Source organism: Blautia sp. MSJ-9, assembly GCF_018919065.1.
GTDB lineage: Bacteria > Bacillota > Clostridia > Lachnospirales > Lachnospiraceae > Blautia_A.
In genome coordinates, this window is record NZ_JAHLQG010000053.1 from 1 (window position 1) to 19076 (window position 19076).

11 protein-coding genes and 1 pseudogene are annotated in these 19076 nt (G+C 36.5%); 4 read left to right on the forward strand and 8 right to left on the reverse strand.

What is annotated here, in order from left to right; all coding sequences use genetic code 11:
* The 3 genes and pseudogenes from KQI87_RS14880 to KQI87_RS14890 all read right to left on the reverse strand — a co-directional run.
* Positions 1–3872: pseudogene (locus tag KQI87_RS14880) on the reverse strand (hypothetical protein); the annotation flags it as partial.
* A 274-nt stretch (positions 3873–4146) separates the two neighbouring features.
* Positions 4147–5166, reverse strand: a complete 1020-nt coding sequence (locus KQI87_RS14885; protein ID WP_330655903.1) for a PD-(D/E)XK nuclease family transposase — start codon at positions 5164–5166, stop codon at positions 4147–4149.
* A gap of 779 nt (positions 5167–5945) precedes the next feature.
* Positions 5946–7241 (reverse strand): ATP-binding protein, encoded by a 1296-nt coding sequence (locus KQI87_RS14890; protein ID WP_026650289.1) that lies wholly within the window; start codon positions 7239–7241, stop codon positions 5946–5948.
* A gap of 643 nt (positions 7242–7884) precedes the next feature.
* On the opposite strand from KQI87_RS14890, the gene KQI87_RS16705 reads away from it, so the two are divergent.
* From KQI87_RS16705 to KQI87_RS14900, 4 genes are read left to right on the forward strand one after another with little or no spacing between them, the layout of a single operon-like run.
* Entirely contained in the window at positions 7885–8643 is a 759-nt protein-coding gene (locus KQI87_RS16705; RefSeq protein WP_253292546.1) for an AAA family ATPase, read from the forward strand.
* Complete coding sequence (locus KQI87_RS16710) at positions 8624–8815, forward strand: hypothetical protein (RefSeq protein WP_253292547.1); 192 nt, start codon at positions 8624–8626, stop codon at positions 8813–8815. The genes KQI87_RS16705 and KQI87_RS16710 overlap by 20 nt, the downstream gene beginning before the upstream one ends.
* Before the next feature lie 20 nt (positions 8816–8835).
* The gene (locus KQI87_RS16715) at positions 8836–9069 is read left to right on the forward strand and encodes a hypothetical protein (RefSeq protein ID WP_253292548.1); all 234 of its coding nucleotides are present in this window, start codon (positions 8836–8838) and stop codon (positions 9067–9069) included.
* Positions 9062–9523: a hypothetical protein gene (locus tag KQI87_RS14900; RefSeq protein WP_216460804.1), complete on the forward strand. Its 462-nt coding sequence runs from the start codon at positions 9062–9064 to the stop codon at positions 9521–9523. Before KQI87_RS16715 ends, KQI87_RS14900 begins: the two co-directional genes overlap by 8 nt.
* 457 nt (positions 9524–9980) lie before the next feature.
* On the opposite strand, the gene KQI87_RS14905 is transcribed toward KQI87_RS14900, so the two are convergent.
* The 5 genes from KQI87_RS14905 to KQI87_RS14925 all read right to left on the reverse strand — a co-directional run bounded on the left by KQI87_RS14905 (position 9981) and on the right by KQI87_RS14925 (position 18936).
* Complete coding sequence (locus KQI87_RS14905) at positions 9981–10190, reverse strand: hypothetical protein (RefSeq protein ID WP_216460805.1); 210 nt, start codon at positions 10188–10190, stop codon at positions 9981–9983.
* Between the two features lie 115 nt (positions 10191–10305).
* Entirely contained in the window at positions 10306–14514 is a 4209-nt protein-coding gene (locus KQI87_RS14910) for a hypothetical protein (protein ID WP_216460806.1), read from the reverse strand.
* 310 nt (positions 14515–14824) lie between these two features.
* Entirely contained in the window at positions 14825–15814 is a 990-nt protein-coding gene (locus tag KQI87_RS14915) for a translation initiation factor 2 (protein WP_118338827.1), read from the reverse strand.
* A gap of 6 nt (positions 15815–15820) precedes the next feature.
* Positions 15821–16276, reverse strand: a complete 456-nt coding sequence (locus KQI87_RS14920) for a DUF4869 domain-containing protein (protein WP_118338828.1) — start codon at positions 16274–16276, stop codon at positions 15821–15823.
* A gap of 197 nt (positions 16277–16473) precedes the next feature.
* Positions 16474–18936, reverse strand: coding sequence for a glycogen/starch/alpha-glucan phosphorylase (locus KQI87_RS14925; protein ID WP_216460807.1), 2463 nt, complete (start codon positions 18934–18936; stop codon positions 16474–16476).
* Positions 18937–19076 lie beyond the last annotated feature (140 nt).

A 19076-nucleotide genomic window follows, 5' to 3' on the forward strand; every position in this document is an offset into this window, starting at 1 on the left:
CTTACTTTAACGTTTGTGATAACCGGAGCATCTGGTGTGATTGCTGTTACAGAGAATGGATAAATGTTAGACCATCCGCTGAATACTTTCTTACCGTTTGCATCACGTGTCCAAGCATGACAATATGCATAATATGTTCCCTGCTGTACATACTTGAAGTCACCTGTTGTTTTAATCTGGTTCTTTGTTACGTCAACACGCTCTGTTGAGTAGTCGTTTGCTTTGGAGATAACATAGTCATATCCGCTTGCTCCATCGCTTTCACCAGAAAGGATTACAGTAGCTTTATTACCAACAACTTTAACGCTACTGATTACAGGAGCCTGAATCTGAACGTTATTCATCTTAACGGTCTGAGAACCTGTATAGTTCTTGCTTCCTTCTTTAGCTGCAACTGTTACAGTACCAGCTGTTTCATCTTTTGTTACTGTATAGTCAGATGGATCAACAGTCATATTGCCATTTTTAACTGTTACAGTATCACCAGAAGAAGTTACATTTGCCGCTGCGAAATCAAATTTGTCAATTCCCCATGCAAATGTGTTACCGCCTGCGACGTTATCAAATGTATATCCACCCATTGCAACAACATCTACATAGAAGATTTTTCCATTAGTTGCATTAATAACGGAATCTGGATATGTAAAGTCGTCATCGGCAGACTGAGGACGGATATTTAATTTGTAATCTTTGCCCTCGACTAATGTCTTACCTGCAACAGTTACTGTTACCTGTGGTTTAACTGCAAGACCACTTGCATAAACGCCATTGGTTACTGTGATATCGCTTGCAGTGAATACATTTGACATAATCTTAAATCCAATAGCATCGATAACATTAGTTGCAAGCACTTTCTTACCTTCAACTAATTTTCCATTAGTTGCGGTCGCAATAGTTGTACTTCCATCTTTTAATGTATCATTTAAATTACCTTCGTAATTTCCTTTTGCAACAGCTACAACATAGCCATAACCAGCATCTACATTATTGATATACTTGATTTCATAATCAGTACCTTCTTTTAATCCTGCTTTGTCTGGAGTAAATGCTGCATTTGCAAATTTAAGCTCATTTCCTGAATAACGGAAGTAGAAAGCTCCTGTACCTGTACTCTGTACTACTTTGTTAGAAGTAGTATAAGATTTTTTATTAGAATCATAAACTTTTAATGTTCCGGTTAATGCAATTCCTTTAATATTAAATTTATGAGTCTTAGTACCTGTAAAGTTTTTATTTCCGGATTTAAGGGAAATGGTAACGGAACCAGCTTCTTTTCCTGCCTGAACATTTTCACCATAAACTAAACGAGAAGTATTGAATTCATCTGTAACAGGTACACCATTTAAAGTGATTGATGCAACACCAGGTTTAAGCTGTTTTCCTGTATAATTCATAGTATTGTTTGTTACACCACTTAATGTAACAACTACATCTTCAGCATTTGCAGGAGTAATTTCAAATGTTGCGGATGCACTGCTGTCAGTAGCATAATCAGAACCAGCTTTTGGTACAACAGTAACAGTTGCAGTACCTACATTCTTATTATCTTTTACCTTTAATGTATAATCATCATTTAAAGTAAGAACAGAAGAACCATCTTTTACAACTAAATCAGGAATAATTTCTTTTCCTGTATATGTATAAGAAGATTTATCCAGTGTAATAGTAACTCCGCTGATTGATTTTTTAGTAATATTTGCAGCTTTAGCAAGGAATGTTTTTCCATTTTCGCTGTAATTACCTTTTTTGAATGTAACTGCAGCAACTAATTTACTTCCAACAGCATTATCACCAGCAGCAGCTTTAATCTCTTTTTCTGTTTTTCCTGTAAGATTAAAACTGCTTGGTACATAATAGAAGTTTACTGTATAGTCTTTGCCTTCTTCAAGTGTAGTTTTAGCTTTTCCTGATACAAGTTCTTTTTCAATTTTAAATTTAGACGCTGTCTTGTAAAGAGATGCATCTGCATCATTATCTGGATTGATTGCAACATCTTTAATAGTAATATCATCAATTGCTACAGTTGCTGGACTAATTTTGAAGTAGAAATTCTTTACACAACCTTCATAACTTCCGTGACCAGTTAATGTAACTTTGACAGTTCCAGCGTTAACATTATCATCATAAGAGATAGAGTATTCATTTGATTTTAATCCAGCTGCTGCAGATAAATCATTTCCTGTATACAGACCAAAACCTGTCATTTTTTCAACCTGTTTAGCAGTTCCATCATAAGTTGCTAAACTTGTTGCGCTAGCAGCAGTAGTTGCTAATCCTGTGCCGTTGACCTTTATTCCAATATTATTAAAGTTTCTTGTTGTTAATCTGATTGGAAGTGTAATTGTACCAGTTACATTATTTCCTCCTGCCAGATAAGAAATAGTAAATGCTTTATCTACAAGACCAGTAGTACCGTTTGCTACAGCAGTTGTTAACGCAGGTTCAACTGTAACATTTACAGAGCTGCTAATATTACTTAATGTAAATGTTTTTCCATCTTCGCCTTTTAAAATAATCTGATCACCAATACCAGCAATAACGGCACTGACCTGAGCAGGTGTTTTATCTTTCAAATCATCTACATTAAGAGCTGCATTTACTTCACCAGTACATTTGGAAAGATTACGAGCAACAATTTTATATCTATTTGTTGTTGTTGCAATTGAGCTTGTGACACCAGTAATATCGAAATTCTTCATAATGTCACTGTTTGTATCTAACTGATTTACTGGAATAACTAACTGATAACCATCTTCAGATACATTGGTATCACCTGTGAATTCAGCATCATCTTTAATTGCACCAGAAATGTCAATGGTAGTTGTATCGTTAATCTTTACACCAAGTTTAACATCAGATTTTCCAAATTTCTGAGCAGTTCCTGTATACTGAACAGATTCAGTATTCATTGTTGCTTCAACTTTTTGAGCTCTGTTGGAATCTGTAATCGCAAATTTTGTAATCTGATATGTCGCAGATGCAGTTTCTCCAGTATAACCATAAGCTGGAGAAGTTGGATCTTCTGTCCCTTTTACAGTACCTACTACAGTAATATTTTCACCTGTAACATTAGTAAAGTCATTTCCATTTGTAGAATAGTTCCAAGCAATACAATCCTTAGTTACTCCAGAAACTAAGCCGGTAAATTTATCTGTAGGAACAAGTTTCTGCTCTTTTCCGTTGTATGAAGTATTGTTAATACCTGCAAGAGTATTATTTGTAGATGTTTTTAATTCAGAACTTATGTCTTTAGCTGCTACTTTACCACCTTCAATTGTGCTCTGGTAAATAATAGTTCCAGCACGTTTTACAGTAACCATGAGGGATAAAGTCTTATTAAAGTCTTTTTTATCTGGAGTATAAGCTAAAATTCCATCACTAGCAGCTTTAACTGATTTATTTGCAGCAAGATCACCTGATACTCCGCTACCAGCTGCTTCAATTCCATCTGCCAGCCAAATATAACTTGCTGTAATTGCATCTGTAGATGCATTAGCGGATGTCTTTACTTCGTTTCCAGCAGCATCTTTTAATCCACCAGTAACAGTTACTGCACTACCCCAAGCACCTACTGTTACTTTTAAATTTGAGGTATATCCCTCGGTATTAGTTGTTGTACTATCAGCAGTAGCCGGAGCAACTGTTTCTTCTGTAGCAACTTCCGGAGCAGCTTCGTCTGTGAAAGCTTCTTCAGCAACATCAGCAGTTGTATCGTCAATTACCGGTGCTTCAGATGTTACAGTAGCATCAGTACCATCGCTGAACTCAGCAGCCCATACCGGCACATTAGAAGTAGCAAGCATTGCAACAACAAGTGACATACTTAATGTCTTTTTTGCCATGCCCTTCTTTGTGTTTTTAATCTTTGTCATGATTATAGTTCCCCTTTGGGTGGTGTACAGGTTGGTTTTGTGGGAATTTTTATATACAGAATAGTTTTCACGACGGCAGAGTATATGAGATACATGATTTATAATTATGTTTTTATAGGATTTTACATTAATATTATTAGTTATATCAGCGAATAATTATGTTGGCACGTAAAAAAGCCTTCAACCATATCAATAAGATACAATTGAAGGCTTTACTTTAGGCAATAAATTTTCTTTTGTTCCCATTATGTATAAATGCCAATAGGGACGTATTTTAGGCAGTAAGGTTTGTTCCAATAGATGCTGCGATCTCTTTTAATTTATCTGCGGAAAATCCAGTATATTTTTCAATCTTATCAAGAGATTCTTTATCCTTAATCATCATTTTTGCAAGAGATAGATTTTTCTTTTCAACACCTTTCTCAATACCTTGTTCGATACCCTGCTCAATGCCTTGTTCAACAAGTGCTTTTCCCAGATTACACATATTCTGCACCTCACTTTCAAATTCTTCTGTCATGGCGATGCCGAAATCTTTCTGAAGACGGTTTTTCTTTGTCTCAGAAGATGTGGAAAGAGAGAAGAGTGTATTCAACAGATCAAGAATCTCCAGATCACTCTCTTTATCTGCATCACCTAAATTTACAATAACAACCTCCATAAGGTCATAACCGTCAGGCGTTTCATAAGGTTTTCCCAATACTGTATCCTGTACAGTATGATATCTGAAAATCCCATTTCTGCGTTTTTTCGCCGGATCGGGGCAGATCCAGATACTGTAAACTTTCTGGAGTTTCTCATACTGCTCACCAGTAAAGACCGTTCCATACTGCTCGGAAATCATTCTTGCACAATAATAAAATCCTCTTGTAACTAATGGATATCCCGGAGTGTCATTTAACTGAATCTCCAGATTGATGATCAGCTGTACTGGTTCTGTGCTGTTTGGAATATACGCCTTAAAGCGGATATCATAATACACCGTCTGGTCTTTGATGGCAACTGCTTCGGAATTAAGGCTGTCTATCCGTTCATTTCCATTCAGTAGTAATCCGCTGCGGTCAGGTTGATCCTGGTGTACTGCGCGACTGGAGATTTCAATATTTTTTTTCAGGCAGTTATCGCAGATAAATTTGACACTGTATTGGGAAAATTCTTTTGTACAGGATTTGAGAATCCAGGCAATGACTGCCTTATAGGTTAATAGTTTTTTGGCACATTCATCATATCTTGCACGATCTGCGGCAAGGTCTATCGTTTGTGCCAGGTTCGTTTGACGTACTATGGATGTCACCTCCTGTCACATATTTTGTACTTATATTTTATCAGAGCAGGTATTTATTTACCAGAGAAAATTTTCGACAATCGCAGGACAAATTCTGACAAAGAAAGACTCCGATCGTAGTGACCGGAGCCTTCTTTTTAGGAATCTGTATTATTTACCCAAATGGATTATTTAACAGTAGCCTTTTTCAGGTTTGACCATGGGCTGAAGACTTTCTTTCCGTCTTCGGATGTTCTGTTGAATGCATGCATTCCAACTGTCCATGTTCCCTTTGGTACGTTCTTGAATGTAGCTGTTACTGTACCTTCTTTGAGGTTCAGTTTCTTGTGAGCTCCATAGTTGTATGGACGAGTCTCACCGTTTTCTTTCTTGGAGGATGTTCCAAGTACTACGTCGTAACCAGTTGCGTTTGCAGCTGCTTTATATGTTACTTTGATAGTAGATCCGTTTACTGTTACGTTTGTGATAACTGGAGCGTCTGGTGTGATTGCGGATACAACGAATGGATATGCGTTTGACCAGTCGCTGAATACTTTCTTACCGTTTGCGTCACGTTTCCAAGCGTGGCAGTATGCGTAGTAGGTTTAGTCAGGAATATAAAAAACAGAAAAGTATATAGATGGAATAATTTATAACTATTATTTTAATGCTATAGTTTATTTAAATAATAGTTATATAGTGTTAAAGATATGATTAGAGATACTTTTGACAGAGCACTATGATAAGATATATTTCAATTTTATTTTTTAAGAAAACTCCAGCCGTAAATGACCGGAGCTTTTTTGAAGTTACTTTTCGATACATTCTGGTTTAAGTAGGAAATCATAGATATTTATAGTCAAGATACCATATTCATCGTAATATGGCTGAACGATATCTTTCGTAATGACGATTTTTTTAAAAGAGTCGTCAATCTTTCTGAAAGGTCGGATTTCCTGAGTGCGCTTTGCTTCATCAGGCAGCGAATATGCCGACTGGATATAGTATCTGGAAGAACCAAGGTTGCAAACGAAATCAACCTCCAGCTGTTTACGGATTACTTTTCCCTCCTTATCTCTTTCAGCAATAGGAACAACACCCACATCTACGTTGTAACCACGCATACGAAGCTCATTGTAAATTACATTTTCCATAGAATGGGTCTGCTCGAACTGACGAAAGTTAATTCTGGCATTGCGTAGTCCAAGATCGGAAAAATAATATTTCTTAGGAGTTTCAATATATGCTTTGCCTTTGATATTGAAACGCTGTGCAGATTCGATTAAGAAAGAATCTTCAAAATAGTCCAGATACTTCTTAATGGTATTTGCAGTAATTTTTGATTTTTTAACAGTCTTAAAAGTGTTTTTCAATTTTTCAGGATTGGTCAGCGAACCAATAGCAGAGGAAAGAATGTTCAGAAGATCTTCCAATTCACCAACATTTTTCACCCGGTTTCGCCTGGTAATATCTCGAATATAGATCTCATTGAATAAATTTTGTAATGCAGCAGCTTTATCATTTGCATCCTCACGTAACACAACCAAAGGAATACCACCATATAGCATATATTCGGACAATCCCATATACTTATCGCCATTGTAAACTGTCATAAATTCAGCAAAACTCAGAGGATACATATGAACCTCATCACCACGACCGGCAAATTCAGTAGCAATGTCTTTTGATAAAAGCTTTGCATTGCTTCCAGTCACAAATACATCCATATTATCTTTTCGCAGGTAACCGTTCAAAACGGCTTCAAAACAATCCAACATCTGAATTTCATCAAATAACAAATAGTACATTCCATCATCGATGACTCTGGAACGAATATAAGCCATGAACTTTTCCGGGTCAGCTCCACGCTTTTCTTTTTCGATTTGAATAAGGCTTTCGCCAATCATATAAAGATCATCCGCTGAGTCAAAGGCGAAACGAATGATATGGTCAGCATCTACACCAGTCTCCAACAGGTGATGATAAAAAAGATTATTCAGCAGATAAGATTTACCGCATCTGCGAATACCAGTAATAACCTTGATTAATCCGTTATTTTTTCTTTTTATCAATTTATCCAGATAGAAATCTCTACGAATCTCCATAAAAACCTCCTTGCGAAAGATTTTTGAAATCTGATACAGTTTTCTGTTCTATTTTAGCATTAAGTTAGGAACAAATCAATATAACACATTATTTAAGAAAGGATTTTTGCAACTTTTTACATTTATCCTTTGCAAGAATCAACATATAGTATATGTATTCTAAAGATTTTTATGTAAAGGAAGTACGAATGCTTGCATTATTTTCTGGAATTGCTATAGTTTCTGATCAGGTAGAAATTGATATGTGACAATCTCAGAGGTTGATTAGTGTGATTTTCGAGCATCAGTTCTTTATTTGGAATAAAAACTTTTCCATTGATAAGTGTAAGCAGGCCGTATACAACCATGGCAGAATAAATCTGGTTTCGACTTTTCAGCTACATGACAGAAGCCGCGAACTCATCTATTTTCGCATTTATGCCTTCACCGTAAACCATTAATGCCAGATTATTTTTTATCTGGTCAATATCATTGCGGATATAATAAAAAATTTTATCGTAAGGTCCGGAACTGATCCAGTAATTGGGATTATAGAAACTCCGCTGTCGAAATCTTTATACTGACAATAGAGGCTAAACAATGTTATAATTTCTATAAACAGAAAATAGTAAAAATTAGTTTGGAAGAAAGGTGGTTTTTGTTTATGGGATTATATTTAAATCCAGGCAATGAGGGATTTTTTGAGTCGGTTTCTTCAAAAATTTATGTAGATAAAACAGAACTCATTCAATATACAAACCAGGTATTTCGAACTAAGCAGAAGTTCCTTTGTGTAAGTCGTCCAAGACGTTTTGGAAAATCTATGGCTGCTGAAATGCTGGCAGCATATTATCAGAGAAATTGTGATTCACAAAAATTATTTGCCAACATGAACATAGCCAAAGATCCTTCATTTCCAGTTCATTTAAACAAATATAATACAATTTTTTTGAATATGCAGGATTTTTTCAGTCGTACGCATAATATTGACAAAATGTGCGAACTTTTTAGCAAATATGTGCTCCGTGATCTCCTGAGAGAATATCCTGATCTTGATTATCTGGATCAGACAGATTTGATTGATGTGCTACAGGAAATTTATAGAGAATACAAAATACCATTTGTTTTTATTATTGATGAATGGGACTGTATTTTCAGAGAAAATAAAAATGATATGGAAGCCCAGAAAAAATATCTGGATTTTCTCAGAAACCTGTTGAAAGATAGAAACTATGTAGGACTTACTTATATGACAGGAATTCTTCCTATCAAAAAATATGGTTCACATTCTGCCTTAAATATGTTTGACGAATTTTCTATGACCAATCCAGGAGCACTTGCTGAGTATGTTGGCTTTACGGAAAATGAAGTGAAAGAGTTATGTGGACAATTTGACATGAGCTTTGAGGATACAAAGCGCTGATGATGTATTAACGCTGTTTATCCATCTGGGATATCTCGGATATGATTTTTCCAGAAAGGAAGCATTTATTCCAAACAGTGAGATCACAACAGAATTTATTACTTCCATACGGAATGCCGGATGGCAGGAAGTAGTTACAGCAATAAGAAATTCTGAAGAATTCTTCGGGTAACATGGAAACTAGATAATACAGTGGTTGCTGAGAAAATACAGGAAGCACATTTTGAATGGAAAGATGCATGGCAGGTATACAAAGACGAATCAGATGTGACAGCTGATTTTCACGCTCGCAGAGAAGTAAATCAATTTCTTTCTGCAAGAAACCGTGCAATTCTGTTGGAAGGATTTGAGGTTCCGGGAATTACGGTGAGAACTGCTATGGAGAAAAAATTAATCTACCATCAGGAGGGCGGTTTTTATGAATGATCCGGCATATGATTCAGGTTACCTAAATAGTGCAAAGCTATCTGGCAGATATTTATTTAAATTGATAGCACGAAACTGCTCTGACTGTTTTGACATAATCTATAAATATATGAAAAGTGATTATCGTAAATATATGGATATGGGAAACCCCTTGTATTTATGCAAAACTCCGAAGCAGATTCTGGGAAATATGGGAATTTCTGTAGACTTAAATACAGAAATAAGTGATACTTATGATGAATTTATTCTGGAATGGATGTCTGACTGCTATGTTACTCTGCAATGGAAGTATAGGCTTTGGTCTTCGGAAATAATCGACATTGTAAAACCAGAAAAATTATATAAGCAGTATTATCCACTGCACGAAACATCTCTTACCAATGCGGTTACAAAAATATATGAGATTTATCATTTGAAAGACTTATGTATGCATCGTGCTAAACGTATCTATTAAAAGAAAAGCTTTAATCGTAAGGAAGAAGTCTGATTTATTATGAAATCATAGATATAGTAGTAAACCAAAAAGAGCGGCTCCAATTACTGTATTGGAGCTCTATTATTTCTGATTTTACCCAAAATCTCATTTTTACCCGGATTAGGTGGCAAATTTTTTATCATCGAGACATTATTACCCGAAAAAAGCGATAGTCCTTTATTTTGTTTTCTATGTTTTATAAAAATTTCAGTCTTATTTTATATGGAACTTATTTTCTTGCTGGGTTCTTTCATTGGTCAAACCCAAGCTGTCCACCATTCAAATGATTTATCGAGGTAATTGGTTAAAGTGTTCATTAATGCAAATAAGGAGGTTTCACTCCCATATATTTGTTTCTTATAACTTACGCAAAAAACTTGATAATCCTATGAGGAACGTACGACTGTAAGGAGTGTTCAATCAAACGTTTTTGAGATTATTTCCTCTTAGGATTAAAATCATAATATCCATGTGCCTTAGCCATTGCCATAGCAGCTTCTTTGTCCTGTTTCTTACCTTCTAGATATATTCGCTCAAGTGCATAGCGAGTTCGAAGATTGTATGTTTCTTCATCTATTTCGCGCCGATCCCATTGATCTTGAGCAGCTTGCTTTTCATGATACCAACGTTTAACAGTCATTGTCATTTATTATTATCCTCTTTTTGTTTTCTATATAATTAATTATATTTTACAAATCCCTCTCAACTAATATAGTTGAGAGGGATTTGATTTAGGAATCTGTATTATTTACCCAAATGGATTATTTAACAGTAGCCTTTTTCAGGTTTGACCATGGGCTGAAGACTTTCTTTCCGTCTTCGGATGTTCTGTTGAATGCATGCATTCCAACTGTCCATGTTCCCTTTGGTACGTTCTTGAATGTTGCTGTTACTGTACCTTCTTTGAGGTTCAGTACTTTGTGAGCTCCATAGTTATATGGACGTGTCTCACCGTTTTCTTTCTTGGAGGATGTTCCAAGTACTACGTCGTAACCAGTTGCGTTTGCAGCTGCTTTGTATGTTACTTTGATAGTAGATCCGCTTACTTTCACGTTTGTGATAACCGGAGCATCTGGTGTGATTGCTGTTACAGAGAATGGATAAGCATTGGACCATTCACCGAATACTTTCTTACCGTTCTCATCACGTGTCCAAGCGTGGCAGTATGCGTAGTAGGTTCCCTGCTGTACATATTTGAATGTAGTAGAAGTCTGAACCTGGTTCTTGTTTACAGAAGCATAATCTTTGTTTGTGATGCAGTCACGATCTGTAGAGATTACATAATCATAACCTGAAGCACCTTCAACATCACCAGAAAGGATTGCCGTTGCTTTATTACCAACCACTTTAACACTGCTGATCATTGGTGCACCAATCTTGGTTGTTCCAAGATCAACTGTAACAGAACCAGTGTAATTTACACCACCATCAACTACAGATACAGTAGCTGTTCCATCACCGTTGTCCTTTACATCAAAGTTTTCTTTCTTTTCAAGAACATTACCATTCATAACAGTAGCATTAAGATTCTTATCTACATTTACAGAACAATCTTTCAGATCCTTTTTGTCAATTCCCCATACATACTGGTTTGTACCATTGACATTATCGAAATTATATCCACCTTTAAGATTTACTTTTACATAATAAGGTTTATTAGCAGTAACGTTTGTAAATTTGTCAGGTGTTGATTTTCCATCAATAGAAGAGAGAACTAATTCATAATCAGTTCCTTCTGTTAATGTCTTTCCTCCTACAGTAACATTTACCTGAGGTTTAACTGCTAAACCACCAGCATATACACCGTTAGAAACTGTAATATTTTTAGCTGTTACGACAGTTGGATTAATATAGAATGCAATTACATCAATGATATTAGACTCTATGACAGAAGTCTTATTTCCTTCTACTTTTTTGAGCTGACCATTTTCAACTTTGTAATTAGGAACTTTCCACTGAGCGTTAGTATATGTTGTGGTTCCCTGATAATTTCCTTTAGCTACAACAGCTACAAATGCATATCCAGCATTTACATTGTTGATGTATTTAAATTCGTAATCAGTACCCTCTTTTACATCTACATTTCCGTTAGCTGTAAATGTCTCGCTTGCAAATTTCTGCTCAGATCCATCATAATAGTAACTATATGCATCTCCATTTTTATTCTTAGCAAGACCATCTACTACATTAACAAGTGTTTTGTCATTGTAATATACTTTTAACTTACCAGTTAATTCGTCACCTTTAATATTAAAGAGATGAGTTTTTGTACCAGTAAAGTTTTTGGTTGTTGTTTTTGGTGAGATTGTAACACTACCAGCACCTGTTCCAGCAGTATTATTTTCTCCATATGTCGGATATGTGATGTCAAAATATTCAGTTACATCATTTCCATTTAATGTGACAGCTGTAACCTTTGGCTGAATTTGTTTTCCCTTGTTATAATCAAAAGTATTAGCAATAGTTGTACCATCTGCTTTTTTTGAAGCAACTGCTTTATTATCATTTCCGCTTAATGTAATTTTAACGTCTTCAGCCTTAGCTGCTTCAATCTTGAATGTTGCAGTAATAGTTGTTGTTGTGTCATAATCACTTACATTTGTAGGAGTAATTGTAACAGTTGCAGTTCCAACATTTTTATTGTCTTTAACTTTTACAGTATAGTCAACACCCTTTTCAAGAGTATAGGAACCATCTTTAACGGTAAGATTTGGAATAATCTCAGCACCTGTAAAAGTATAAGTATCTTTTTCTAATGTGATAGTTGCACCACTGATAGATTTCTTGGCAATTTTAACACCTTTTACTAATTTTCCATCTGCACCTGCAAATGTATAGTTGCCATCTTTTACAGGAGTAGCTACTACATAGAGATACTGTCCTGCATTATTTGTTCCTGCATTATTTTTTATCTGAGTTTCTGTTGTAAGACCAGCTACTGAAGCATAGTAATATTTAGTTGTGTAATCTTTACCTTCTTCAAGTGTAACTTTGGATCCGGTATTCAGAGTAGTTTTTACTTTTGCATCTAATGCTTCTTTATATAAGGATGCATCACTGTTATTATTCGGATTAACTGTTACGCTGTCTTTTGTTTCTAATCCAGTAGTTGCAACATTTGCTTTTGCAATTTTAAAGTATACTTTCTTAGTACTTCCTGCATATGCTTCTTTACCAGTAATAGTAACAGTTACAACACCAGCATTTACGTTATCACTGTATGATAACTCATATTCACCGTTTAACACATGAGAGTCGTCAGAAATTTTAAAATCTTTGAAAATATCAGATTTCTCTAAATCATAAGCAGTACCATTATATGTAACTTCAAATGCAGGTGCTGTTTTTGTTGAAGTATTTAATGTTGTAGCTGTTGATGCATTATTTACTTTAACTGTTACAGTTGCATCTGCAAGACTCTGTTTTGTTAATACAATAGGAAGATTTAAAGAACCTGTTACATTTTTTGTATCTGTTTTGAAAGATACAGTTACTGCATCTGCAATTGTTCCTGTAGTATTATTATCAGCAGCATTTTTAGCAACCTGATTTACTGCAATGTTGATATCTCCAGAAGTCACTAAATTCTCAAGAGTAAATGACTCACCGTCAGGTGTTGTAAGTTTAATATCAGATGCTGCAACAGTGTACTTGTTAGCTTTAAATGTATTTGTTTTGTATTCTTTTGTAACTTCGCCAGTGCATTTGCTAAGGTCAAGCATTGTGATATCATATCCGTTTTCAGATGTTACAGTAGCAGTTCCCCACTTTCCAGCATCAAAGTTATCAAGGATTTTCTTTGCAGCATCATCTTCGGTATTTAACTGATTATCAAGAGAGTTCATTACAAATGTAACTTTATTGTTTTTACTTACAGCCGTGGCTGTTCCTGTAAATGTAGTATCTGCTTTGAATGCATTTGTAATATCAATCTTATTATTATCATCTAAAGAAACGTATAAATTAACATCTGCTAATTTGAAGGTATGAGTTTTACCAGTATAAGAAACCGATGTTTTCTTAAGATCCATTTTGATGTTACGAGCATCAATTCTTAATTTAGAAATTTTATATGTTCCAGGTTTTTTAGTGGATGTTGTGTAGCTATATCCATATGCTGCAGAACCCTTAACATATGTTCCTGCAAGAGAACCAACTACATTGATGTTTTCATCAGTAACATTTGTGAAATCATCACCTTTTGTTGTATAGTTCCATGTAATATCTTCTTTTGTAACTTTATTTGCACCGATTTCATTGTTGATTTCGTTTACAAAAGCAGCTTCATTCTTTGGTGTTACTTTCTGTTCTTTTCCATTATAAGTAACTTTGTCAAAAGACGGAGTTACACTACATGTGATTTTCTTAGGCTGAACAACTCCGCCTTCAAGAGTTGTACAGAAAGTCTTTGTTCCATTTTCATCTTCTTTATAAACTACAAGAGATAATGTTTTATTAAAGTCTTCTTTGGCTGGTGTATATTTAATAGTATCTACTGTAGCATTAGTTGCAGTACCAACGGCTGTTGATTTTCCACTAGCATCAACTCCTGCTGCCTGATATCCATTTGCTAACCAAGTATACTGTAAGTCTTTTACGTCATTTCCGTTAGCATCTTTTACACTACCTGATAAAGAAGCTTCACTACCCCATCCATTAACAGTAAGTTTTAAATTGCTAACAGTATATCCTTCACTGTTAACTTCTGTTGTATTATTAGTGTACTGATCAGATGCAGCAACAGCAGTATTGTCTTCAACAACTGGAGCTTCTGCAGTATCTGAAAATACATCTGCACTATTATCTGTAATAACTGGAGTTTCTGCTTCGGTAGCTACAGCAGCATCTGTACCATCGCTGAACTCAGCAGCCCATACCGGCACATTAGAAGTAGCAAGCATTGCAACAACAAGTGACATACTTAATGTCTTTTTTGCCATGCCCTTCTTTGTGTTTTTAATCTTTGTCATGATTATAGTTCCCCTTTCCTTAATATAACTATTTCTTTTTGGGTAAAGATTCCTAGACATAATCTGTCTGTTATGGTTAATAATAGTGCTTTCACCACTTTTTGTCAAGGGTAATGCTCAAGAATTTTACAACTTTTTTAAATTTCGTACACTTCTAAAACATTTATTTTCCTTGATTTTCCATGTCTGAAATCTATAATTTGTTACAAATGTGGTGAGTTTTTCATCTTTATCACAAGATGATGTATAAGCTCACATATAAGTTAAAAAGTGGCAGAGAACCCTGTCCGATTCTCTGCCATTTCTAATTTCATAATTGTTGTTTCTGATTTACCATTAATGCCAGTTTGATTTTCTCAGGAAGCTGGCTTACAATCTTTCGGAAGTTTCCAGCTGTCAGATATGTATCTTTAAGTTTTTTCTTACTATATTCATATATTGTATTTCGTGTTTGTTCTATTAAATAGGCAGTGTAAAACTCTTCCCAACTGAAATACTCTCTACTATCTGCCAGTTCATAAGTCTTTTCTGTTGCTTCTGAGGTTCTGTCTATAATATTTGCTCTTAACAACAAATACTCAAATGATTCCGGTGCGTATAATACGATTTTGTTTCTGCTATCTCTTATATACTGCATTACATGCTGCATCTCTGGACCGAATGCGGCTCCGTCTACAATTGCAAGAATTTCTTTCTCATGGCTTTTCTGCAGATACGAAAGTATGTTGCTTTTTCCTTCTGCTGAGCAACACGTTTCTCCGAACAATTTATGATAGAATTCGTATCCTGAATTAGAGTCTTCTGTTATGATCAGATCTGGATGGATATCTTCATTTGCCTGCAAATTATATAACTGATAAGTTTCATTATATATCCTTCTGGCGTTCTGATATTTCTGGCTATCCCGTTCTTGTCTCATACCGTAAATTTCTTCAATACTATATGGCAAATGTTCCAGACTGTCCCTTGTGACCAGAACAAAGTAATTATCGCTTCCTTTCACCATCTTAGTAAACTCTTTACTACGTAAGAATAGTGCCCCTTCATCAATAAATATAATACATTGCTGTAGCGTGGCAAGTCTTTCTTTCCATGAAGCGTTTTCTATTACCACACATCTCTTTTCACATATTTCAGTAATTCCTGATGATATGCCATTGTTCTCATAATCAGAAATCATTCTAAGAAGTTCTGTTTTTCCTGTTGCGGAATCTCCCTGAATAACGGTGATATTTCTCTTTACGGTAAGATGATAATGAACTCGTTTATTATATATTTCGATATCATACTTTCCTGTCATAATTTATTATCCTCTCAACAATCGGTTTACAATGATTTCGTCATCAAGTTCAAGCATAGTGTGTACAGTTTTTCCTGTATTTACAATATAGATATCAAATGGCTGTTTTCCAAAGTCCATGATATATCCCAGGCGAATTGTAATATCTTTTTGTTCTGCCAGTCTTAAAATCCATTGTGCACAATTATTTCCACAGGCAGATGCATTAAAAATATGGTCTGGATCATTTTGCATCAAAATCAGGGTTTTTACTCCTCCCGACAGACGCTCTGGTGGAATCGGGCCGAGAAATGGGCTGTCGATCATACATGGTCCTTTTACTTCTGATCCATCTATATCTTTAATCATTTTTCTGGAAGTCTCTGATGTAATCCACTCGTCTTCATATGTGTTATTAAAGAACACATCGGGATTAAAAATATAATTGCCTCCCGGGTTGTCCCCAAAGAATATTTTCAGCATCTTGTATTCCTCCATTCTGTCAAGACTGATTATCTTTCCTTATTCTATCAAAAATACATTCTTATTACCAGTATTACAAAAAACAGCAGGGAACTTTCTACTGTTCTCTGCTGTTTCTTTACTATTCCTTTCAGAATGATAGCCTCTACTATCATGGGCCTGAAGTGAACGTTTTATTTCTTATTATAATCTGTTCATTATTTCTTTCTAACAATAACCTTATCCAGATGCCAGATATCATCTACATATTCCTGGATAGTTCTGTCGGATGTGAACTTGCCGCTGCATGCTGTGTTGAGGAGTGCTTTCTTTGCCCAGCCTTTTTCATCTTTGTATGCTGCTTCTACGCGTTTCTGTGCGTCTGCATAGGAACGGAAGTCTGCGAGGATAAAGTAGCGGTCTGCTCTGTCTGTATTCTTTGTGTTGAGAAGTGAATCGTACAGGTCACGGAAGAGTTCTGTATCATTGGAGAAGGTTCCGTTGATGAGCTGCATCAGTACCTGACGGATTTCTTCGTCTGTGTTGTAGATTACGTTTGGATCGTATCCGCCGTTGTTTTCGTAGTTGATTACTTCGTCGGAGCTTAAACCGAAGATGAATGCGTTTTCTGCGCCAACTTCTTCTACGATCTCTACGTTGGCACCGTCCATTGTTCCAAGTGTAGGAGCACCGTTGAGCATGAACTTCATGTTACCTGTACCGGATGCTTCTTTACTTGCTGTGGAGATCTGCTCGGAAACGTCTGCTGCTGCGAAGATCCACTCAGCGTTGGATACTCTATAGTTTTCGATGAATACAACTTTGATCTTGCCGTTGATGGAAGCGTCGTTGTTTACTACATCTGCTACTGAGTTGATGAGTTTGATGATCTTCTTGGCTGTTGCGTAACCTGCGGATGCTTTTGCACCGAAGATGAATGTTCTTGGATAGAATTCCATTTCCGGATGCATCTTGATCTGGTTGTACAGATAGATAACATGCAGGATGTTCAGGAGCTGACGTTTGTACTCGTGAAGTCTCTTAACCTGTACATCGAAGATGGAGTGCGGGTCTACTTCTACGCCATTGTGCTCAAGGATGTATTTAGCCAGACGCTCTTTGTTCTTGAACTTAATGTTCATGAATTCCTGGAGTGCTTTCTCATCATCAGCATAAACTGCCAGTTTCTTTAACTGCGGAAGGTCTGTAACCCAGTCCGGTCCGATATGCTCTGTGATCCAGTCTGCAAGGAGTGGATTTGCGTGGAGCAGGAAACGTCTCTGAGTGATACCGTTTGTCTTGTTGTTGAATTTCTCAGGCATCATTTCATAGAAGTCTTTTAATTCCTGATTCTTCAGGATCTCTGTATGAAGGCGTGCAACACCGTTTACAGAGTAGCCTGCTGCGATTGCAAGGTGAGCCATCTTAACCTGTCCGTCATAGATGATAGCCATCTTTTTGATCTTTTCATAATTTCCCGGATATTTTGCCTGGATCTCAAGGATGAAACGACGGTTGATCTCTTCGATGATCTGGTATACACGCGGAAGCAGTCTGGAGAAGAGCTCGATCGGCCATTTCTCAAGTGCTTCGGACATGATTGTATGGTTTGTGTAAGCAACAGATTTTCTTGTTACTTCCCATGCTTCATCCCATCCGAGTCCTTCTTCGTCCATGAGGATACGCATTAACTCTGCTACTGCTACAGTCGGATGTGTATCGTTCATCTGGAAGGTTACTTTTTCATATAACTTCTTGATGTCGTCATGTTTCTTTTTATATTTTGCGATTGCAGCCTGTAAACTTGCAGATACGAAGAAGTACTGCTGTTTCAGTCTCAGCTCTTTACCTGCATAGTGGTTGTCGTTCGGGTAAAGGACTTCTACGATATTGCGGGCAAGGTTCTCCTGCTCTACTGCTTTCTTGTAATCACCTTTGTCAAAGGAATCCAGCTCGAAGTCTACGATCGGTTCTGCATCCCAGATACGAAGTGTGTTTACTACATCATTGTCATATCCTGTGATCGGCATATCATAAGGAATGGCTTTTACTGCCTGGTATCCTTCGTGGATAAATTTGTTTCCGCCCTTTTCAGGATCGTACTCTACTCTTACATATCCGCCGAAGTGTACTTCCTTGGCATATTCCGGACGACGCAGTTCGAATGGATAGCCGTTCTTTAACCAGTTATCCGGTACCTCGATCTGATAACCGTTCTGGATTTTCTGTTTGAACATTCCGTAGTGGTAACGGATTCCGCAGCCATATGCTGCGTAATTTAAAGTTGCGAGAGAATCAAGGAAGCATGCAGCCAGTCTTCCCAGACCACCGTTTCCAAGTGCCGGATCCGGCTCCTGGTCTTCGATACAGTTAAGGTCAAATCCCAGCTCTTCGAGAGCTTCTTTTACTTCACCGTAAGCGCAAAGGTTGATCAGGTTGTTTCCGAGAGCACGTCCCATCAGGAATTCCATGGACATATAGTATACGATCTTCGGATCCTGTTCTTCATATGCTTTCTGTGTTGCAAGCCAGTTATCAATGATAACATCCTTAACTGTGTAGCTTACTGCCTGGAAAATCTGCTCCTGTGTAGCTTCTTCAATTGTTTTTCGATAGAGGAATTTTACGTTGTCTTTTACGCTTTTCTTGAATGCCTCTTTCTTGAACATTTCGTTTGTCATTTCATACCTCCCGTAATGGTTTCACTGTTCACTTTATTCTCAGCAATACACCTTTCGGATATTGCCGGTGAACCTCTTCATTCCGTCAACTCTTCTGTTTTCTCATATCAGAGAAATTGGGGGCAAAGAATCTCCGCCTC

What these genes read in the sequence shown, in the direction of transcription:
- KQI87_RS14900 (WP_216460804.1), top strand. Translation starts at nt 9,062, where the DNA reads ATGAATGATCCGGCATATGATTCAGGTTACCTAAATAGTGCAAAGCTA.
- KQI87_RS14925 (WP_216460807.1), bottom strand. Translation starts at nt 18,936, where the DNA reads ATGACAAACGAAATGTTCAAGAAAGAGGCATTCAAGAAAAGCGTAAAA.
- KQI87_RS16705 (WP_253292546.1), top strand. Translation starts at nt 7,885, where the DNA reads ATGGGATTATATTTAAATCCAGGCAATGAGGGATTTTTTGAGTCGGTT.
- KQI87_RS14890 (WP_026650289.1), bottom strand. Translation starts at nt 7,241, where the DNA reads ATGGAGATTCGTAGAGATTTCTATCTGGATAAATTGATAAAAAGAAAA.
- KQI87_RS14905 (WP_216460805.1), bottom strand. Translation starts at nt 10,190, where the DNA reads ATGACAATGACTGTTAAACGTTGGTATCATGAAAAGCAAGCTGCTCAA.
- KQI87_RS14915 (WP_118338827.1), bottom strand. Translation starts at nt 15,814, where the DNA reads ATGACAGGAAAGTATGATATCGAAATATATAATAAACGAGTTCATTAT.
- KQI87_RS14910 (WP_216460806.1), bottom strand. Translation starts at nt 14,514, where the DNA reads ATGACAAAGATTAAAAACACAAAGAAGGGCATGGCAAAAAAGACATTA.
- KQI87_RS14920 (WP_118338828.1), bottom strand. Translation starts at nt 16,276, where the DNA reads ATGCTGAAAATATTCTTTGGGGACAACCCGGGAGGCAATTATATTTTT.